The sequence below is a fragment of the Pseudomonas sp. 2957 genome (assembly GCF_031456345.1).
Taxonomy (GTDB): domain Bacteria; phylum Pseudomonadota; class Gammaproteobacteria; order Pseudomonadales; family Pseudomonadaceae; genus Aquipseudomonas; species Aquipseudomonas siliginis.
The window spans coordinates 727,302-742,824 of the sequence record NZ_JAVDUL010000002.1 but is presented as its reverse complement, the minus strand read 5'-3'; the positions used below and the strand labels follow the sequence as shown (position 1 = coordinate 742,824).

Sequence of the window (15,523 nt, the reverse complement as noted above, 5' to 3'; positions counted from 1 at the left end):
CGCAGCAAGGGCTTTTTTGTGCCTGCAATTTCAACCGATCTTGACGTTCATGGTGATGCGCGCGGTGAAGACTTTTTTGCCCTCGGCATCGTGAATGTTGACGTTGACCACCTTGTCGCCATCGCTTTGCCAATCCACACCTTCGGCGCTGGCCACGGCGGTGACGTCGGTTTTCGCCTTGGCCAGGTATTCCACGGTCATGCCCTTTGGAATCCAGCGCGCGCCGGACGGGATCGAGACGTCGGTCATCATTCCGCCGGCCAGTTCCGCCGCGTTGCACAGGGCGATCGCATGCACCGTGCCAAGGTGATTGGTAATTTCCTTGCGAAACGGCACTTGTACGGTGGCGGCGTTCGGGCGCAATTCGCTGATCAGCGGATTGATGGTGCTGAAGTACGGGGCGAACTGACAGGCCATTTTGCTGAATGCATCCGCGCCGACGCTGTTGAACATGCTGAGAGATTGACTCATGGAAGCCTCACTGGGTGGTTTGCAGAATGATGTTCCGTTACAGAATAATGTTCTGTAACGGAACGGTATTCTGTTCGCGGCAAATCTGTCAACCTAGGCGCGATTTGCTCACGGGCACTTGATGCCTTTTTCAACCTTCGTTTTTGGACCCGAGCAGAATGGACACCGCCGATCTACTGGAACGCAGCTACCCCGGCCGCCGCGCCGAACTCAAACGCGATATCTTTCGCCAGGCCTTGAACCTGTTCAACGAACAGGGAATCGAGGCGACCACCATCGAGATGATTCGCGCCGAATGCGACACCAGCGTCGGCGCGATCTACCACCATTTCGGCAACAAGGAAGGACTGGTCGCGGCGCTGTTTTTCACCGCGCTGGAGGATCAGGCGCGTCTGCGTGATGCGTATCTGGACGCGGCCAATACCACGGAGGAAGGAGTGCAGGCGCTGGTCTTCAGCTATGTCGACTGGGTCGAGCAGCAGCCGCAGTGGGCGCGCTTTCAGTACCACGCACGATTTGCAGTGACCAAAGGCCCGTTCAAGGAAGAGCTGGCCGAGCGCAACAAGACGCGCAACCTGCGCTTGGGCCAGTGGTTGGCCGAATCGGGTCGCGCCGCTGAGCTTAAGGATTTGCCTGCGGAGTTGCTGCCATCGCTGATCATCGGCCAGGCGGACAGTTACTGCCGGGCCTGGCTGGCAGGGCGAGTTAAGGGCAGTCCGATGGCTTATCGCGAAGTGCTTGCGCAGGCGGCATGGCGGTCGATTCGCGCCGAAGGTCTCGCCGAGAACTGAAATACGCAGACAAAAAAAGAGCCTCCAAGCTCTTTGATGGGGAGGAAGTAGAGCCCGTGAGGCTCAAGAGGCGTGTGAAGCAGAACTTGGGCTTGATTGGGAGTCAGTACACCCACGCCTACGCAGCGCCGGATCAATCCAGGCACCGCGTAGCTTCATCCTGGGAGCGTGCAATGGACGACTCAAGTACCGCCAGTCGTCCCTGCACAATGCCGGTTCATGCCGGACGCGATCCCGGCCAACCGGATTTTTTCAGCGCCGCCAGAAGCGTCTGCGCATCCAGGCCCGGCACCGAATGACCGTTGCCCTCGCTGCTGTCGCTGGCGAGCAGGGCATTGATGATCGCTTCTTCAACGGCTTCGGTCGCGGCCAGAAACAGCTCGCTGATGTGGTCGTTGTTGACCATGCGCAAACCGTCACAGGTGGCTGCGCGTTTAGCCTCGTAAGCGGCAGGCGGGACGTGATCATTGCCGGTGGCGAAGGCAATGAAGATGTCGCCGCTGTGGTCTTCGTTACCGCCGCCGGTACGCGCCAGGCCCAGGCTGGCACGCTGTGCCAGGCGCGTGCATTGATGGGGCAGCAGCGGCGCATCAGTCGCCAGGCAAACGACGATCGAGCCCATGCCCGGGTGCGGCAACGCTGCCCGCAGGAACGGTGAATCCTTCTGTTCCATATAGCGCCCGACCGGGTAACCATCGACGCGTAATTCACTGCGAATGCCGTGGTTGGCCTGCACGATCGCGCCAACGGTCCAGCCTCCCTGGGCAGCACTCAAACGGCGCGATGCGGTGCCGATACCACCCTTGAATTCATGGCAGATCATGCCGCTGCCACCACCCACCGCACCTTCGACTACCGGCCCATCCACGGCGCCGTTCAGTGCCTCGGCGACATGCTCGGGCTTGACGTGAAAGCCGTTGATGTCATTGAGCAGTCCATCGAAGGTTTCCAGCACCACCGGCATATTCCAGTAAAGCCGCCCGTCATCCGGCTGTTGCTCACGGTCCAGCACAATCAGCGCATCCCGCACCACACCCAGGCTGTGGGTGTTGGTAAAGGCAATCGGACTGGTCAGCAGACCGGCCTCGCGAATCCATTCCAGGCCGGTCGCATCACCGTTGCCATTGAGTACATGCACGCCGGCAAAGCACGGTTTCTGGCAGGTCGAGCCGGGGCGCGGCTCGATCAGCGTGACGCCGGTGCAGATGTCACGGCCGCTGCTGCTGCGACCGCGTACATTGCTGTGACCGACGCGCACGCCCGGCACATCGGTGATGGCATTGAGCGGGCCGGGTTGCATCTGGCCAATCAGGATATCGAGATCACGGGCACGCGGATTCATAGATTCAGTCTCTTGATTCAAAAGGTCGGGCGGCTTACCGCTCGGATGAGGCAGGCAGATTTCTTGCGCGGGTTACTGGCCGTTCTTGACCTTGCTCCACACCCGCGTACGCACACGTTCGGCGGCTTTGGGCAAGGGTTCGAGGGTGTAGAGAGTGGCCATGGCGGCAGGGGACGGGTAGACCGCCGGGTTGTCGCGAGTTGCTGCTGCCACCAGCGTTGTCGCGGCGCGATTGCCATTCGGGTACGACAGGTGATCACTGACCGGCGCGATCACCTCCGGCCGCAGCAGGTAATCGATAAACGCCAGGCCTTGGGCGCGATTGGGCGCGTCCTTGAGCAGTACCAGAGTGTCGAACCACACCGGCGCGCCTTCCTTTGGCAGGCTGTAGGCGATCTTTACGCCGTTATTGGCCTGCTCGGCGTTGGTCTTGGCTTCGAGCATCGCCCCGGACCAGCCAACCGCCACGCAGATATTGCCGTTGGACAGATCGCTGATGAACTTCGAAGAGTTGAAGTAGGCGATGTGCGGGCGCAGCCTGAGCAGCAGTGCTTCGGCTTTTTTGTAGTCCTCGGGATCGGTGCTATTGGGCGGCAAACCCAGGTAATGCAGGGCGACCGGCAGCATCTCCGACGGCGAATCGAGCATCGCTACGCCGCACTCGCTCAGTTTGGCCAGATTGGCTTCGTCGAACAGCAACTCCCAGGAATCCACCGGCGCTTTGTCACCCAACGCGGCGCGGACTTTGTCGACGTTGTAGCCGATGCCGTTGGTACCCCACAGGTAAGGCACGGCGTACTGATTACCCGGATCGTTGACCGCGAGTTTTTTCAACAGCTCGGGGTCGAGATTCTGCCAGCCTGGCAGTTGATCGCGAGGCAAGGGGGCGAGGGCGCCGGCCTTGATCAGGGTCGGCAGGCTGAAGTTGCTCGCCACGACAACGTCGTAGCCGCTGCGGCTGGTCATCAGTTTGCCTTCGAGCACTTCGGCGCTGTCGAAGGTGTCGTACACCGGCCGGATGCCGCTGTCGCGCTGGAAATCGTGCAGCGTGTTCGGCCCGATGTAGTCGTACCAGTTGTAGACATGCACGCTCGGTACGTCTGCCGCCATGGCGACCGAGGAGAGACAAAAACAGGCCAGCAGGCCCGGGTTGATAGATCCACGGTGACGACGCATGATGCGGCACTCCTGGCCTGTCGCAGGCCGGTGAGGAACTGGAGTGGTCAGGCTAACGGGCCGGTCACACCAGCCCCATTCCCATCATGGGTTACTCGAAAGGGGTAGTGCGTGGACGCGTTGTTGCAGGAATTGCCGGTGCATCAGAGTCTGGCGCGGGTATTTTCCCACCTCGGGCAGGACGGTTTCTGGCGCGCGCTGGTCGACACCCTGCGCCTGCTGGTGCCGCTGGACAATGCCCTCGTCGCCCTGATGCAGCCCGGCCAGCCGCCGCGTTTGCTGATCGACTTCGACAGCAAGGGGGGCGTGGACGACCAGCAGGAGCTGGCCGGTTATACCGCCGGCATGTACCTGCTCGATCCGTTCTATCAAGCCGCCGTCAGCGGGATCAGCGACGGCCTGCACAGCCTGGCCTCTGTTGCGCCGGATCAGTTTCTGCACAGCGAGTATTACCAGAGCTACTTTCGTGCCGTGGTGGGCGAGGATGAATTGCAGTTTCTGATCAACGTCGAAGGCGCGGTACTCGGCTTGTCCCTGGGCCGCTCGACCGCGTTTGGCATGGCCGAGCAGGGCCGACTGTTGTGCATTCGTGACTGGGTAGTGGCGGCGATGCATCGCCACATGCAGTTGCTGCCGCCGCAAGGGCCGGTGGCTGACGCGGTGGTAGGTGATCTGGCGACGCTGCTGGACCGTTTCGATGCCCGGCTGACCGCGCGCGAGATCGACACGGCGCGTCTGATCCTGCAGGGCTTTTCCAGCAAGGCGATGGCCCAGCAGATGGGGATTTCGCCGGAGACAGTGAAAGTGCATCGACGCAATCTCTATCACAAGCTCAACGTCACCGGGCATGGTGAGTTGTTTGCACTGGTGCTGCGGCCGACGGCTTTGTGACCAACGCAGAATTTGTGTGGGAGCGAGCCTGCTCGCGAAAGCGGTGTATCAGTCAACAAAATTGTTATCTGACACTGCGCTTTCGCGAGCAGGCTCGCTCCCACAGGTGAACTTACGCTGTGTTAGTGGCTGCGCTGGAAGACCAGGGCTTTCAGGCCGCTCTCTGGATCGATATCGGGAAACTCCGGCGGATTGTCCAGCCGATGATCGAAGCGCAGGGTCGGCGCTTCCTGGGTCACGCCATCAATCAGAAAGTCGGAACCGAACGACGGATCGTTCATGCACGCCAGCACTGTGCCTTGCTCAGTCAACAGTTCCGGCAAGCGGCGCAGCACCCGTTGATAGTCCTTGGTCAGCAAAAAGCTGCCTTTCTGAAACGACGGCGGGTCGATGATCACCAGATCGTACGGGCCGCTGTTGATCACTTTGCCCCAGGATTTGAACAGGTCGTGGCCGAGAAAGCTGACCTTGCTCAGGTCGTGGCCGTTCAGGCGGTGATTGTCACGCCCTCGGCTCAGGGCCGCGCGGGACATGTCGAGATTCACCACATGGCTGGCGCCACCCTCGATTGCCGCTACGGAAAAGCCGCAGGTGTAAGCGAACAGGTTCAACACCCGCTTGCCCGCTGCCTGTTCGCGGACCCACTTGCGGCCGTAACGCATGTCGAGAAACAGTCCGGTGTTCTGCTTGCGTCCCAGGTCGACCCGGTACTGCAAGCCGCCCTCGACGATGGTCATTTCTTCGATTTCCTCACCGATCAGCCATTCGGCCGTGCTTTGCGGCAGGTAACGGTGCTGGATCAGCAGGGTATGTGCACCGGACTGCTGCCATTGGGGCGAGGCGGCGAGTTGCAGCAGCGAATCCCGCAGATCCTGCAGTTGCTCAGGCGCCGGTTCTTTGAACAGCGACACCAGCACTACGCCCTGCAACCAGTCCACGGTCAACTGCTCCAACCCCGGCCAGCAGCGCCCGCGGCCGTGAAACAAACGGCGGGTTTCGCTGGGCGCCGTTGCCAGTACGGGCAGCAAATGAGCGTGGAGGGTCGCGAGGGCTTCAGGGGTCATGGATCAGGATCGGCCAGGCAAAGGGCCGGCATTTTAACCACAAATGAGGGGATTCGATGGGCGCTGCGCTTCGAAAAACAACACCTTGGCGAAATCCTCTGTATCAAAAATGAATTTCTACAGGGCGCGCTGCTCATACCAGATAAGCAGCGGATTCAAAACCGCTTATCAAAAATGTAATTCGGGGGAGTGCTGTTCATGTGCCCTACACCTACGTCGAGCGCGCATCTTCCTGGCGGGTTGATTCTGGTTGTCGAGGACGATCCGTTGATTCTGGAGTTTCTTTGCGAAATTCTTCAGGAGGAAGGGTTCAAGGTCGAACCGCAAACCAGCGCCGACGCCGCCTCACTGTATCTGGAAGAACACGCGGCGAACGTCGCGCTATTGCTGACCGACATCACCATGCCCGGCACGCTTAACGGCGCCGACCTGGCGAATCTGGTCGGCGATCGCTGGCCGGAAAAACCGGTGATGGTCATGTCCGGCTACGAGACGCCCGAGACCTCCGGGGTCAAGCATTCGGTGGCGTTCATCAAGAAGCCGTGGGCGATCGGTCAATTGCTCGACTGTGTGGAAAGTGCGTTCAAATCCAAGGCCCCGCAGTTGCACTGACAAGTGCTACATTGCCGGGCCAGGCTGCCCGGCCAACTGTCAGAGGATTTGTTCTTTTGTCTGCACAAGCATCGGTTTTTGATCGCGCATTCGGCGCGTTCCTGTTCGACATGGACGGCACCGTCCTCAATTCCATCGCCGCCGCCGAGCGCATCTGGTCAGCGTGGGCGGTGCGTCATGGTGTTGATGTCGAGACGTTTTTGCCGACCATACATGGCGCACGTGCGATCGACACCATCACCCGGCTGAATCTGCCGGGAGTGGATGCCGATGAACAAGCGGCGTTCATCACCGCAGCGGAAATCAATGACGTTGAAGGCATTGTCGAGATTCCTGCGGCGGCGGCATTTCTCAACGCTCTGCCGAAAGATCGCTGGGCAATGGTGACGTCTGCGCCTCGCGATCTGGCGTTGCGGCGGATGGCGGCGGCGGGTATCCCCGAGCCGGCGGTCATGATCACGGCGGAAGATGTAAAGGCTGGCAAACCTGATCCTGCGGGGTATCTGCTGGCGGCGAAAAAGCTCGGTGTCGAGCCGGCGGATTGCCTCATTTTTGAAGACGCCACGGTTGGTATTCAGGCTGCGGAAGCGGCGGGCGCTGCACTGATGATCATCACCACCACGCACCAGCATCCGATCGAAACGGCGCATGCGACGTTGGCCAGTTACGCTGCGATCAGCGTCAGCGTCGGCGCCGATGGTCTGCTTCGTCTGACGGAAATCTGATCTGTTCCGAAATGCCCCTCACCCTAGCCCTCTCCCGGAAGGAGAGGGGACTGACCGGGGGATATTCAGGTAATACGCCGACTTGAAAAGTCTTCTCTGAATCCATAATCGCTATGGTCTTTCAGGTCGACGTCAAATTCGGCACAACTCGATCGGTTCCCTCTCCCCCGGGAGAGGGCTAGGGTGAGGGGCTACGGTCTGCCAGACACAGGGGATCGTCGATCAAACAACATCCCCGTCACCGGTCGGCAGCTCAACCATGCCGGCAATATCGCAACTACGCTGATCCATGCTTCTGAAATCGTCGCTAAAGTCGAGCGCGGTGGAACTCCTTGCTAATGAGGTAAACGCATGAAGATCGATCTGAGTGGAAAACTGGCCATCGTCAGCGGCAGTACCGGCGGCATCGGTCTGGGTATCAGCCAGTCGCTGGCCGAAGCCGGGGCGACGGTGGTGGTGATCGGTCGTGACACGGCCAAGGTCGAGCAGGCGCTGGCGAGCATACGCAACGCGGTGCCCAGCGCGCAGTTGCGTGGTCTGACCGCTGATCTGGGCACGGCCGAGGGTGCGGAAAAGCTGTTCGCCGCCGAACCGCGCGCGGACATTCTGGTGAACAACCTCGGCATCTTCAACGACGTCGATTTCTTCGAGACTCCCGACAGCGAGTGGACGCGCTTCTACGAGGTCAACGTGATTTCCGGCGTGCGCCTAGCGCGGCATTATGTGCCGGCGATGGTTGAGCAGGGTTGGGGCCGGGTGATCTTTCTGTCATCGGAATCCGGGGTGGCGACGCCGGCGGACATGCTCAATTACGGCGTGACCAAAAGCGCCAACCTGGCGGTGTCCCACGGCTTGGCCAAACGTCTGGCTGGTACCGGTGTTACGGTCAACGCGATCCTGCCGGGGCCGACTTTCACCGATGGCCTGCAGGACATGCTCAAGGACGCGGCCGCCGAGTCCGGGCGCAATCTGCGCGACGAAGCCGACGCCTTTGTGCGCAAGGCCCGTCCGACCTCGATCATTCAGCGCGTGGCGGATGTTTCGGAAGTGGCGCATCTGGTCACTTACATTGCTTCACCGCTGTCCTCGGCCACCACTGGCGCAGCGTTGCGCGTTGATGGCGGTGTGGTCGACAGCCTGACTATCTGAATTTTCCAAAAGAGAGGTTTTATGCCAACTGCATCCGCAACCATCGACATCCCGGCCTCGGCCGATCAGGTCTGGCAATTGATCGGCGGCTTCAACACGCTGCCGGACTGGCTGCCGTTGATCACCAACAGCGAACTGAGCGAAGGCGGGCGAGTGCGCACCCTGCACACCGCTGACGGCGGCGTAGTGGTCGAACGTCTGCAGACTTTCGACAACGCTGCCCGAACGTACAGCTATTCGATCGAACAGGCACCGTTTCCGGCCAGCGATTACCTGGCGACGATCAAGGTTGAAGCCCAAGGGCAGGGCTCGCGTGTGACGTGGTCGGGGCGCTTCAATGCGGTCGGCGTGAGCGATGAAGAAGTGGTGGCGCTGTTCAACGGCATCTACCAGGGCGGGCTCGAAGCCTTGCGGGCCAATTACCCAACCTGAGACGCAGATCGTTCCCACGCTCTGCGTGGGAATGCAGCCCGGGACGCTCTGCGTCCCATTTCGAAAGCCGGAACGCGGAGCGTCCCTTGAGGCATTCCCACGCGGAGCGTGGGAACGATCGGCGCGAGACGTCAGGCCTGACTGATCAAACTCTGCCGACAATCCAGCACCAGTTTCGCCCCACCCAGATCACTGCTGCCGACTTCAAGACTGAAGCCGTGCAAGCTGACTATCGCCGCAACGATCGACAACCCCAGACCAAAACCACTCTGCGGCTGGCCACCCTCGGTGCGGTAAAACCGCTGGAACACCGCCTCACGTTCCGCCTCGGGAATCCCAGGCCCTGAATCGTGCACCTCGATCCGCGTCTGCCCACCGGCATTGACCCCACGCAACATCACCGTACCGCCGGGCGGGGTGAATTTGATCGAGTTGCTCAACAGGTTCGCCAGCGCTTCGAACAGCAACGCGCGGTCGCCATTGAGCGGCGGCAGCGTCTCCGGCATGTTCAACTGAAAGCGCAGATCGCCTTCCTCGGCCAGCGGCAGATAGAACTCGTGCAACTCCTCCAGCAAACGCACCGGATCAAGTTCGACGAAACCTGAACGGCGCTGGCGATCTTCCAGTTCGGAAATCCGCAGCAAACCGCGAAACCGCGCCATCAGCGTGTCCGCCTCAGCCAGTACCAAGTCCAGTTGCGCCGCTTCTTGCGAACCTTCGCCGGCCTGTTGCTGCATGCGATACAACTGCGCGCGCAGGCGGGTCAGCGGCGTGCGCAAATCGTGGGCGATGTTGTCGCAGACGCCTTTGACCTCGTTCATCAAGCGCTCGATGCGCTCAAGCATGGCGTTGACGATGGCGGCGAGCATGTCCAGTTCATCGCGGCGATTGGACAGCGGCAAGCGGTGCGTCAGGTCGCCGGCAACGATGGCCTGGGCGCTGTTCTGGATCGCGCGGATGCGCTGCAACGGTCGACGCCGCAGCAGATGCCAACCGGCGACCCCGGGAATAATCGTCAACGACACGCCCCAGAACAACGCGTGCAAAATGATCCGCGTCACCGCGAACAGCGAGCCATTGTCACGCAGCAGCACCAGCCAGCGCCCGTCACGGGTTTGCGTGGCTACGGCATCGCAGCTGTCGCTCGGCAGGGTCGGGTCATCGGAATCGGCGCACTCGGCGAGCATATGGATCTTGCCATCCAGCGGCAGTCCTTCGGGAATTTGCTGGAGTGCGCCGCCCAGGTAAACACCGTCAGCGCTGAACAGACCATAGGCGTCGATACCGCGAATATCGAAGGTCATGCTGGCCGCGAGCGCGTCTTCGAGTTGCTCGCCGCGAAAATGCGAGAACAGGTGCTGACGTTGCATCAACGAATGTTTGGCGAGCTTGTCGAGGTAGCCGGACACCTCGTAATACATGACCCCCATGAGGATCGCGCTCCACGCCACGAACAGCGAGCTGTACAGCGCCAGCAAGCGGCTGCTGGAGGAGCGCCAGCCGTCAGACGGGTTCGGCAATGACATAGCCCGAGCCCCGTACCGTGCGGATCAGCGGAACGTTGCCGGCCGCGTCGATCTTTTTGCGCAGCCGGCCGATATGCACGTCGATCAGGTTGGTGCCCGGGTCGAAGTGATAACCCCAGACCTCTTCGAAAATCATCATCCGCGAGAGAATCTGGCCGCTGTTGCGCATCAGAAACTCGAGCAGTTTGTATTCGGTGGGCAACAGCGTCAGCACCTGCTCGGCGCGGCGGGCTTCGTGGCTGATCAGGTCGAGCTCGAGGTCGGCGACTTTCAGCGTGGTGGCCTGGGTGGCGACGCTGTTCTGCCGGCGCAGCAGCACTTCGACCCGCGCGGCCATTTCATCGGTGGCGAACGGCTTGGTCAGGTAGTCATCGCCACCGGCGCGCAAGCCGCGTACGCGCTCATCGACATCGGAGAGGGCGCTGATCATCAGAATCGGCGTCGCCACGCCCATGGTGCGCAGGGTGGTGACGATGGCCAGACCATCCAGCTCGGGCAGCATGCGGTCGAGGGTGATCAGGTCGTAGTTGCCGCTCACGGCGCGGTCTAGGCCTTCGCGGCCATTGTCGACCCAGTCGACGTCCAGCCCGTGGCTGCTCAGTTCGGCAACGATTTCCCGCGCGGTCACGGCGTCGTCTTCGATGGTCAAGATACGAGTCATAGGCAGGCCTGCTGATCGGTTCAAACGGAATGGCAGCATTTTGCCAAGAATTTGCCGTGACGCTTTAAATTAACTTTCATCTTCATCGCCTGTTGAATCAGAACTGATCGGATTTGCCACGCTTTGGTTAATGCAGAAAACCCGCAATCGGATGCGCTTTATTGCAACTTGCACGGTCCGAGGAAGTTCAAGTTTTGTAACTCATTGAAAGAAAAGAAGTTATTAAAAGTGTGCGACTGGCACGGTCACTGCAATTGCTCACACGACGACTTGTAACACCATTTTTCATGCCTGGAGCACTACAACAATGAATAGATCCCCTGATGGCTATTATCCTGCCTTGGAAGAGTCGAGCAGCGTGTCAGGCGTGTCCTGGGGCGCGATCTTCGCCGGTGCTGCGGCTGCCGCCGCGCTGTCGATGATTCTGGTGCTGCTCGGGTTTGGCCTGGGCTTTTCGGCTGTATCACCGTGGGCCGGAGAAGGCGTCAGCGCCAAGGGCCTGGGCATTTCAACGATCGTCTGGCTGGCGGTGACGCAGATCATCGCTTCCGGCATGGGCGGCTACATTGCCGGCCGTCTGCGCGTTAAGTGGGCAAACATGCACGGTGACGAAGTCTACTTCCGCGACACCGCCCATGGTTTCCTCGCCTGGTGCGTCGCTACTTTGGTGACCGCTGTGCTGGTGGTCGGTTCGGTCAGCAGCGTCGTCAGTGGCGGTGTGCAGGCGGGTGCCAACGTCGTCGGCGGTGCTGCCGGTGCGATGAGCCAGGCCGCCGGCTCTGCCGCAGCCAATACTGACAGCGATCAGTACGGCTACTTCGTCGACAGCCTGTTCCGCGATGATCGTCCTGCTGCCGTCAGCGATGACGCTGCACGCGGCACTGTGACCCGCATCTTCACGCAAAGCCTGGCCAACGGTCAGCTCAGCGCCGAAGATCGCACCTACCTCGCACAACTGGTATCGCAACGTACCAACCTGAGCCAGGCCGATGCTGAACGTCGTGTCGACGAAATCTACGCCAACACCCAGAAAGCCATCGCTGACGCCAAACTGAAAGCTCAGCAAGCGGCCGATACCGCCGCCAAAGTCGCTGCCTACACCTCGCTGTGGATGTTCGTCGCGCTGCTGGCCGGTGCGTTCTTCGCCAGCCTGGCAGCCACCTTCGGCGGTCGTCGTCGCGATGCAGTCGAGTACGTTGAAGTCGACACCTACACCACTACCACTCCGGTCCGTTAAAAAGGAGAGTCACCATGCGCTCATTACTGCTGTTTTTCCTCGGCGTACCGATCCCGATCATCATCCTGATCGCCCTGTTCGTACACTGATCCCTCTGAGGCAGGATGCCTCTGCCGCTTTCATCTTCGGGTGAAAGCGGCTTTTTGCTTTCTGCGGGGCCAGTTCGTTTTCTCCAACTAACCGTTTCCATCCCGCCATTTTCACTGGCCTGGATCAATATTTCGTCTGGCGATATCGCCTACCGTAAATGATCCAGGCCTTCGCTGAGGTATGAGCTACAGTGCTTGTCGCGCACCTTGTTGCGCTGACGAAGTATCCGCGTCGACGTTGAAAACACAGCAATAAAAAGCGTCGACGAGGCGTAGTGCAGCAAGGAGCTGACACAACCTCAACTGAATCTTCACGGACGAACACCGTAATGAACTGCCTAGAAAGAACCTTCGATATCCAGCCCTTGGTGCAGGCGGACATGACCGTGCACATCAATGGCCAAGCGGTCAGCGCCGCCATCGGCGAAACCGTTCTCAGCGTCATCCAGTCCCTCGGCGTGCGCCAGATCGCACGCAATGACCACGATCAGATCAGCGGCGCCTATTGCGGCATGGGCGTGTGCCAGTGCTGTCTGGTGAAAATCAACGGTCGGCACAAGCGCCGCGCCTGCCAGACCGTGGTGTGCGACGGCATGCTGATTGAAACCCAAGTCAACCGCGTCGTCGGGCAGGAGGTTGTATGAGCCTGCAACCGTTGATAGTCGGCGGCGGGCCGGCGGGAATGGCGGCGGCCATCGAACTGGCGCGCCACGGCGTGCGCTGCACCTTGCTCGAAGAGGCTTCGCGCCTCGGCGGCGTGGTCTATCGCGGGCCGCTGCGTGATGGTGTGCAGCTGGATTATCTCGGCCCGCGTTATTCCGAAGCACTGGACAAACTGCACGGTGAATTTCAGCAGCAGTCAGGGCTGATCGACGTGCGCCTCAACCATCGCGTGGTCGGCGCCGAAGGCACCCGCGCAGTGGTGGTGCTCGACGGTGATGAGCAACTGCACGAGATCGCTTATCCGCAACTGCTGTTGGCCGCTGGATGTCACGAACGCAGTGTGCCGTTCCCCGGCTGGACGTTGCCGGGAGTGATTCTGCTCGGTGGTCTTCAATTGCAGATCAAGAGTGGCGTGGTCAAGCCGCGGGGGCCGGTGATCATCGCCGGCACCGGGCCGTTGCTGCCGCTGGTTGCGACCCAGTTGCATGCCTCCGGCGTGCGTGTCGCTGGCGTCTACGAGGCGTGTGCGTTCGGCAAGATCGCCCGCGAGAGTCTGGCGCTGCTGAACAAGCCGCAGCTGTTCCTCGACGGCTTGAGCATGCTCGCTTATCTGAAGCTGCACGGCATCCCGATGAACTATGGTTGGGGCGTGGTTGAAGCCCATGGCGACGGCGAGCTGAAAAGCGTTAGCGTCGCGCCGTATTCGCCGACGTGGGAGGCAGATCTGTCGCGGGTCGAGCGCTTTGAAGCGCAGACGCTGGCGGTGGGTTACGGTTTTATTCCGCGCACGCAATTGAGCCAGCAGATGGGCCTTGATCACGGCTTCAGCGCCGATGGCTACCTGCGTGCCCACGCCAGTGTCTGGCAGCAAAGCAGCGTGGCGCATGTGCATCTGGCCGGCGACATGGGCGGGATCCGCGGCGGCGAAGCGGCGATGCTCGCCGGCAAGATCGCCGCCACTTCGATCCTGCTGCAACGCGGTGTGCTCGACGCCGAGCTGGCCCGGGTGCGCCGCGATCGTTACGCGAGCAAGCTCAGAGCCATCGTGCGCTTTCGTGCGGCGGTGGATCGCTACACCGAGCGCGGTGTCGGGCAGATTGCTTTGCCTGCGGCCGACACAGTGATCTGCCGCTGCGAACATGCGACCCGCGCCGACATCGATCTGGCGCTGGAGCAGGGTGTGCAAGACATCGCCAGCCTGAAAATGCGCACCCGCGTGAGCATGGGCGATTGCCAGGGGCGGATGTGCGTCGGCTATTGCAGCGATCGCCTGCGCCAGGCCACCGGACGTCAGGATGTCGGCTGGTTGCGCCCGCGCTTCCCGATTGATCCGGTGCCGTTTTCCGCGTTCCAGTCCGTCGGCAAGGAGGGCGCTTGCCATGAGTAAGTTCTACGACGTGGTCATTGCCGGTGGCGGAGTGATCGGCGCCTCCTGCGCCTACCAATTGTCCAAGCGCAAAAATCTGAAAGTTGCGCTGATCGACGCCAAGCGCCCCGGCAACGCGACCCGCGCTTCGGCTGGCGGTTTGTGGGCGATCGGCGAGTCGGTCGGCCTCGGCTGCGGGGTGATTTTCTTTCGCATGATGTCGGCCAACCGCAAGCGCGAAACCCAGGGCGCCGCAGTCGCGGTGGACGCCAGTACGCCGCATATCTTGCCGGCGTCGTTTTTCGATTTTGCCTTGCAGTCCAACGCGCTGTACCCGGCGCTGCACCGCGAGCTGAAAGACAATCACGGCATGGATTGCAAGTTCGAGAAGACCGGATTGAAATTCGTGATCTATGACGATGAAGACCGGCTCTACGCCGAGCACATCGTCGGCTGCATTCCGCATCTGGCCGATCAGGTGCGTTGGCTCGATCAGGCGGCGTTGCGCGCGGCGGAACCGAGTGTCAGCCATGAAGCACGCGGGGCGCTGGAGTTTCTCTGCGACCATCAGGTCAGCCCGTTCCGCCTCGCGGATGCCTACATGGAAGGTGCGCGGCAGAACGGCGTCGATATCTTCGTCAACACCAACGTCACCGGCGTGCTGCATCACGGCACTCGCGTGACCGGCGTGCAGACGGCGGAGGCGGGGGTGTTCCACTGCAAGACGCTGATCAACGCCGCCGGTGCCTGGGCGGCGGATCTGAGTGAGTGGGCCACGGGGATTCGCATTCCGGTGAAACCGGTGAAAGGACAGATTCTGCTGACCGAACGCATGCCGAAAATCCTCAACGGCTGCCTGACCACCAGCGATTGCTACGTGGCGCAAAAGGACAACGGCGAAATCCTTATCGGCAGCACCACCGAAGACAAAGGCTTCGACGTCACCACCACCTACCCGGAAATCGCCGGGCTGGTGCAGGGCGCGGTGCGCTGTCTGCCGGAGCTTGTGGACGTCAATCTGAAGCGCACCTGGGCGGGGCTGCGCCCGGGCTCGCCGGATGAGTTGCCGATCCTCGGGCCGATGCGTGGGGTCGAGGGTTATCTGAATGCTTGCGGGCACTTCCGCACCGGCATTCTGACCTCAGCGATTACCGGTGTGCTGCTGGATAAACTGGTGAATGACGAGCCCTTGCCGCTGGATATCACGCCGTTTCTGGCGGATCGGTTTGCAGTCACAGCCGTCGAGCCTGCGCCCGCGCTGGAACTGGTCTGACCCAATCCCCTGTGGGAGCGAGCCTGCTCGCGAATGCAATCTGTCAGTGAAGTAT

16 protein-coding genes are annotated in these 15,523 nt (G+C 61.0%); 10 read left to right on the top strand and 6 right to left on the bottom strand.

Annotated elements, in window-relative coordinates:
- Positions 1-30: 30 nt before the first annotated feature.
- Positions 31-471 (bottom strand): hotdog fold domain-containing protein, encoded by a 441-nt coding sequence (locus J2Y39_RS08870; RefSeq protein WP_310216807.1) that lies wholly within the window; start codon positions 469-471, stop codon positions 31-33.
- 158 nt (positions 472-629) lie between these two features.
- Here J2Y39_RS08870 and J2Y39_RS08865 point away from each other — a divergent pair, with 158 nt between their 5' ends.
- Positions 630-1,262, top strand: a complete 633-nt coding sequence (locus J2Y39_RS08865; RefSeq protein WP_310216804.1) for a TetR/AcrR family transcriptional regulator — start codon at positions 630-632, stop codon at positions 1,260-1,262.
- A gap of 217 nt (positions 1,263-1,479) precedes the next feature.
- On the opposite strand, the gene J2Y39_RS08860 is transcribed toward J2Y39_RS08865, so the two are convergent.
- Together J2Y39_RS08860 and J2Y39_RS08855 are read right to left on the bottom strand one after the other, a co-directional pair.
- Positions 1,480-2,604: a P1 family peptidase gene (locus tag J2Y39_RS08860; protein WP_310216802.1), complete on the bottom strand. Its 1,125-nt coding sequence runs from the start codon at positions 2,602-2,604 to the stop codon at positions 1,480-1,482.
- A gap of 72 nt (positions 2,605-2,676) precedes the next feature.
- Complete coding sequence (locus J2Y39_RS08855) at positions 2,677-3,780, bottom strand: polyamine ABC transporter substrate-binding protein (RefSeq protein WP_150741119.1); 1,104 nt, start codon at positions 3,778-3,780, stop codon at positions 2,677-2,679.
- A gap of 111 nt (positions 3,781-3,891) precedes the next feature.
- Between J2Y39_RS08855 and J2Y39_RS08850 the strand changes: the two genes are divergently transcribed.
- Entirely contained in the window at positions 3,892-4,671 is a 780-nt protein-coding gene (locus J2Y39_RS08850) for a helix-turn-helix transcriptional regulator (protein ID WP_310216799.1), read from the top strand.
- Between the two features lie 122 nt (positions 4,672-4,793).
- Here J2Y39_RS08850 and J2Y39_RS08845 read toward each other — a convergent pair whose 3' ends face one another.
- On the bottom strand, positions 4,794-5,735 hold the full coding sequence (locus J2Y39_RS08845; protein ID WP_310216796.1) for a class I SAM-dependent methyltransferase: 942 nt from the start codon (positions 5,733-5,735) through the stop codon (positions 4,794-4,796).
- 198 nt (positions 5,736-5,933) lie between these two features.
- On the opposite strand from J2Y39_RS08845, the gene J2Y39_RS08840 reads away from it, so the two are divergent.
- The 4 genes from J2Y39_RS08840 to J2Y39_RS08825 all read left to right on the top strand — a co-directional run bounded on the left by J2Y39_RS08840 (position 5,934) and on the right by J2Y39_RS08825 (position 8,653).
- Positions 5,934-6,347, top strand: coding sequence for a response regulator (locus J2Y39_RS08840; protein ID WP_056788985.1), 414 nt, complete (start codon positions 5,934-5,936; stop codon positions 6,345-6,347).
- Between the two features lie 56 nt (positions 6,348-6,403).
- Positions 6,404-7,072, top strand: a complete 669-nt coding sequence (locus J2Y39_RS08835; protein WP_310216793.1) for an HAD-IA family hydrolase — start codon at positions 6,404-6,406, stop codon at positions 7,070-7,072.
- A 351-nt stretch (positions 7,073-7,423) separates the two neighbouring features.
- Positions 7,424-8,221, top strand: a complete 798-nt coding sequence (locus J2Y39_RS08830) for an SDR family oxidoreductase (protein WP_310216790.1) — start codon at positions 7,424-7,426, stop codon at positions 8,219-8,221.
- Positions 8,222-8,242: 21 nt separating this feature from the next.
- Positions 8,243-8,653, top strand: coding sequence for an SRPBCC family protein (locus J2Y39_RS08825; protein WP_310216787.1), 411 nt, complete (start codon positions 8,243-8,245; stop codon positions 8,651-8,653).
- A 131-nt stretch (positions 8,654-8,784) separates the two neighbouring features.
- Here the strand turns inward: J2Y39_RS08825 and J2Y39_RS08820 are convergent, their stop codons facing one another.
- A complete protein-coding gene (locus tag J2Y39_RS08820) occupies positions 8,785-10,179 on the bottom strand; it encodes a HAMP domain-containing sensor histidine kinase (RefSeq protein WP_041477024.1) in 1,395 nt (464 codons plus the stop codon).
- The gene (locus J2Y39_RS08815) at positions 10,157-10,840 is read right to left on the bottom strand and encodes a response regulator transcription factor (protein ID WP_056788996.1); all 684 of its coding nucleotides are present in this window, start codon (positions 10,838-10,840) and stop codon (positions 10,157-10,159) included. Before J2Y39_RS08815 ends, J2Y39_RS08820 begins: the two co-directional genes overlap by 23 nt.
- A 307-nt stretch (positions 10,841-11,147) precedes the next feature.
- Between J2Y39_RS08815 and J2Y39_RS08810 the strand changes: the two genes are divergently transcribed.
- From J2Y39_RS08810 to hcnC, 4 genes are all read left to right on the top strand, one after another.
- On the top strand, positions 11,148-12,077 hold the full coding sequence (locus J2Y39_RS08810) for a hypothetical protein (RefSeq protein ID WP_056788998.1): 930 nt from the start codon (positions 11,148-11,150) through the stop codon (positions 12,075-12,077).
- Between the two features lie 418 nt (positions 12,078-12,495).
- Positions 12,496-12,810: a (2Fe-2S)-binding protein gene (locus J2Y39_RS08805; RefSeq protein ID WP_310216782.1), complete on the top strand. Its 315-nt coding sequence runs from the start codon at positions 12,496-12,498 to the stop codon at positions 12,808-12,810.
- Complete coding sequence (gene hcnB, locus J2Y39_RS08800) at positions 12,807-14,216, top strand: cyanide-forming glycine dehydrogenase subunit HcnB (RefSeq protein ID WP_310216779.1); 1,410 nt, start codon at positions 12,807-12,809, stop codon at positions 14,214-14,216. The genes J2Y39_RS08805 and hcnB overlap by 4 nt, the downstream gene beginning before the upstream one ends.
- A complete protein-coding gene (gene hcnC, locus J2Y39_RS08795) occupies positions 14,209-15,468 on the top strand; it encodes a cyanide-forming glycine dehydrogenase subunit HcnC (RefSeq protein WP_310216776.1) in 1,260 nt (419 codons plus the stop codon). The genes hcnB and hcnC overlap by 8 nt, the downstream gene beginning before the upstream one ends.
- The last annotated feature ends 55 nt before the right edge of the window (positions 15,469-15,523 follow it).

Excerpts from the sequence above, each read along its gene's own strand:
- J2Y39_RS08805 (WP_310216782.1), top strand. The coding sequence starts at position 12,496 with ATGAACTGCCTAGAAAGAACCTTCGATATCCAGCCCTTGGTGCAGGCG.
- hcnC (WP_310216776.1), top strand. The coding sequence starts at position 14,209 with ATGAGTAAGTTCTACGACGTGGTCATTGCCGGTGGCGGAGTGATCGGC.
- J2Y39_RS08820 (WP_041477024.1), bottom strand. The coding sequence starts at position 10,179 with ATGTCATTGCCGAACCCGTCTGACGGCTGGCGCTCCTCCAGCAGCCGC.
- J2Y39_RS08845 (WP_310216796.1), bottom strand. The coding sequence starts at position 5,735 with ATGACCCCTGAAGCCCTCGCGACCCTCCACGCTCATTTGCTGCCCGTA.
- J2Y39_RS08810 (WP_056788998.1), top strand. The coding sequence starts at position 11,148 with ATGAATAGATCCCCTGATGGCTATTATCCTGCCTTGGAAGAGTCGAGC.
- hcnB (WP_310216779.1), top strand. The coding sequence starts at position 12,807 with ATGAGCCTGCAACCGTTGATAGTCGGCGGCGGGCCGGCGGGAATGGCG.
- J2Y39_RS08815 (WP_056788996.1), bottom strand. The coding sequence starts at position 10,840 with ATGACTCGTATCTTGACCATCGAAGACGACGCCGTGACCGCGCGGGAA.
- J2Y39_RS08860 (WP_310216802.1), bottom strand. The coding sequence starts at position 2,604 with ATGAATCCGCGTGCCCGTGATCTCGATATCCTGATTGGCCAGATGCAA.
- J2Y39_RS08825 (WP_310216787.1), top strand. The coding sequence starts at position 8,243 with ATGCCAACTGCATCCGCAACCATCGACATCCCGGCCTCGGCCGATCAG.
- J2Y39_RS08865 (WP_310216804.1), top strand. The coding sequence starts at position 630 with ATGGACACCGCCGATCTACTGGAACGCAGCTACCCCGGCCGCCGCGCC.
- J2Y39_RS08855 (WP_150741119.1), bottom strand. The coding sequence starts at position 3,780 with ATGCGTCGTCACCGTGGATCTATCAACCCGGGCCTGCTGGCCTGTTTT.
- J2Y39_RS08830 (WP_310216790.1), top strand. The coding sequence starts at position 7,424 with ATGAAGATCGATCTGAGTGGAAAACTGGCCATCGTCAGCGGCAGTACC.
- J2Y39_RS08840 (WP_056788985.1), top strand. The coding sequence starts at position 5,934 with ATGTGCCCTACACCTACGTCGAGCGCGCATCTTCCTGGCGGGTTGATT.
- J2Y39_RS08870 (WP_310216807.1), bottom strand. The coding sequence starts at position 471 with ATGAGTCAATCTCTCAGCATGTTCAACAGCGTCGGCGCGGATGCATTC.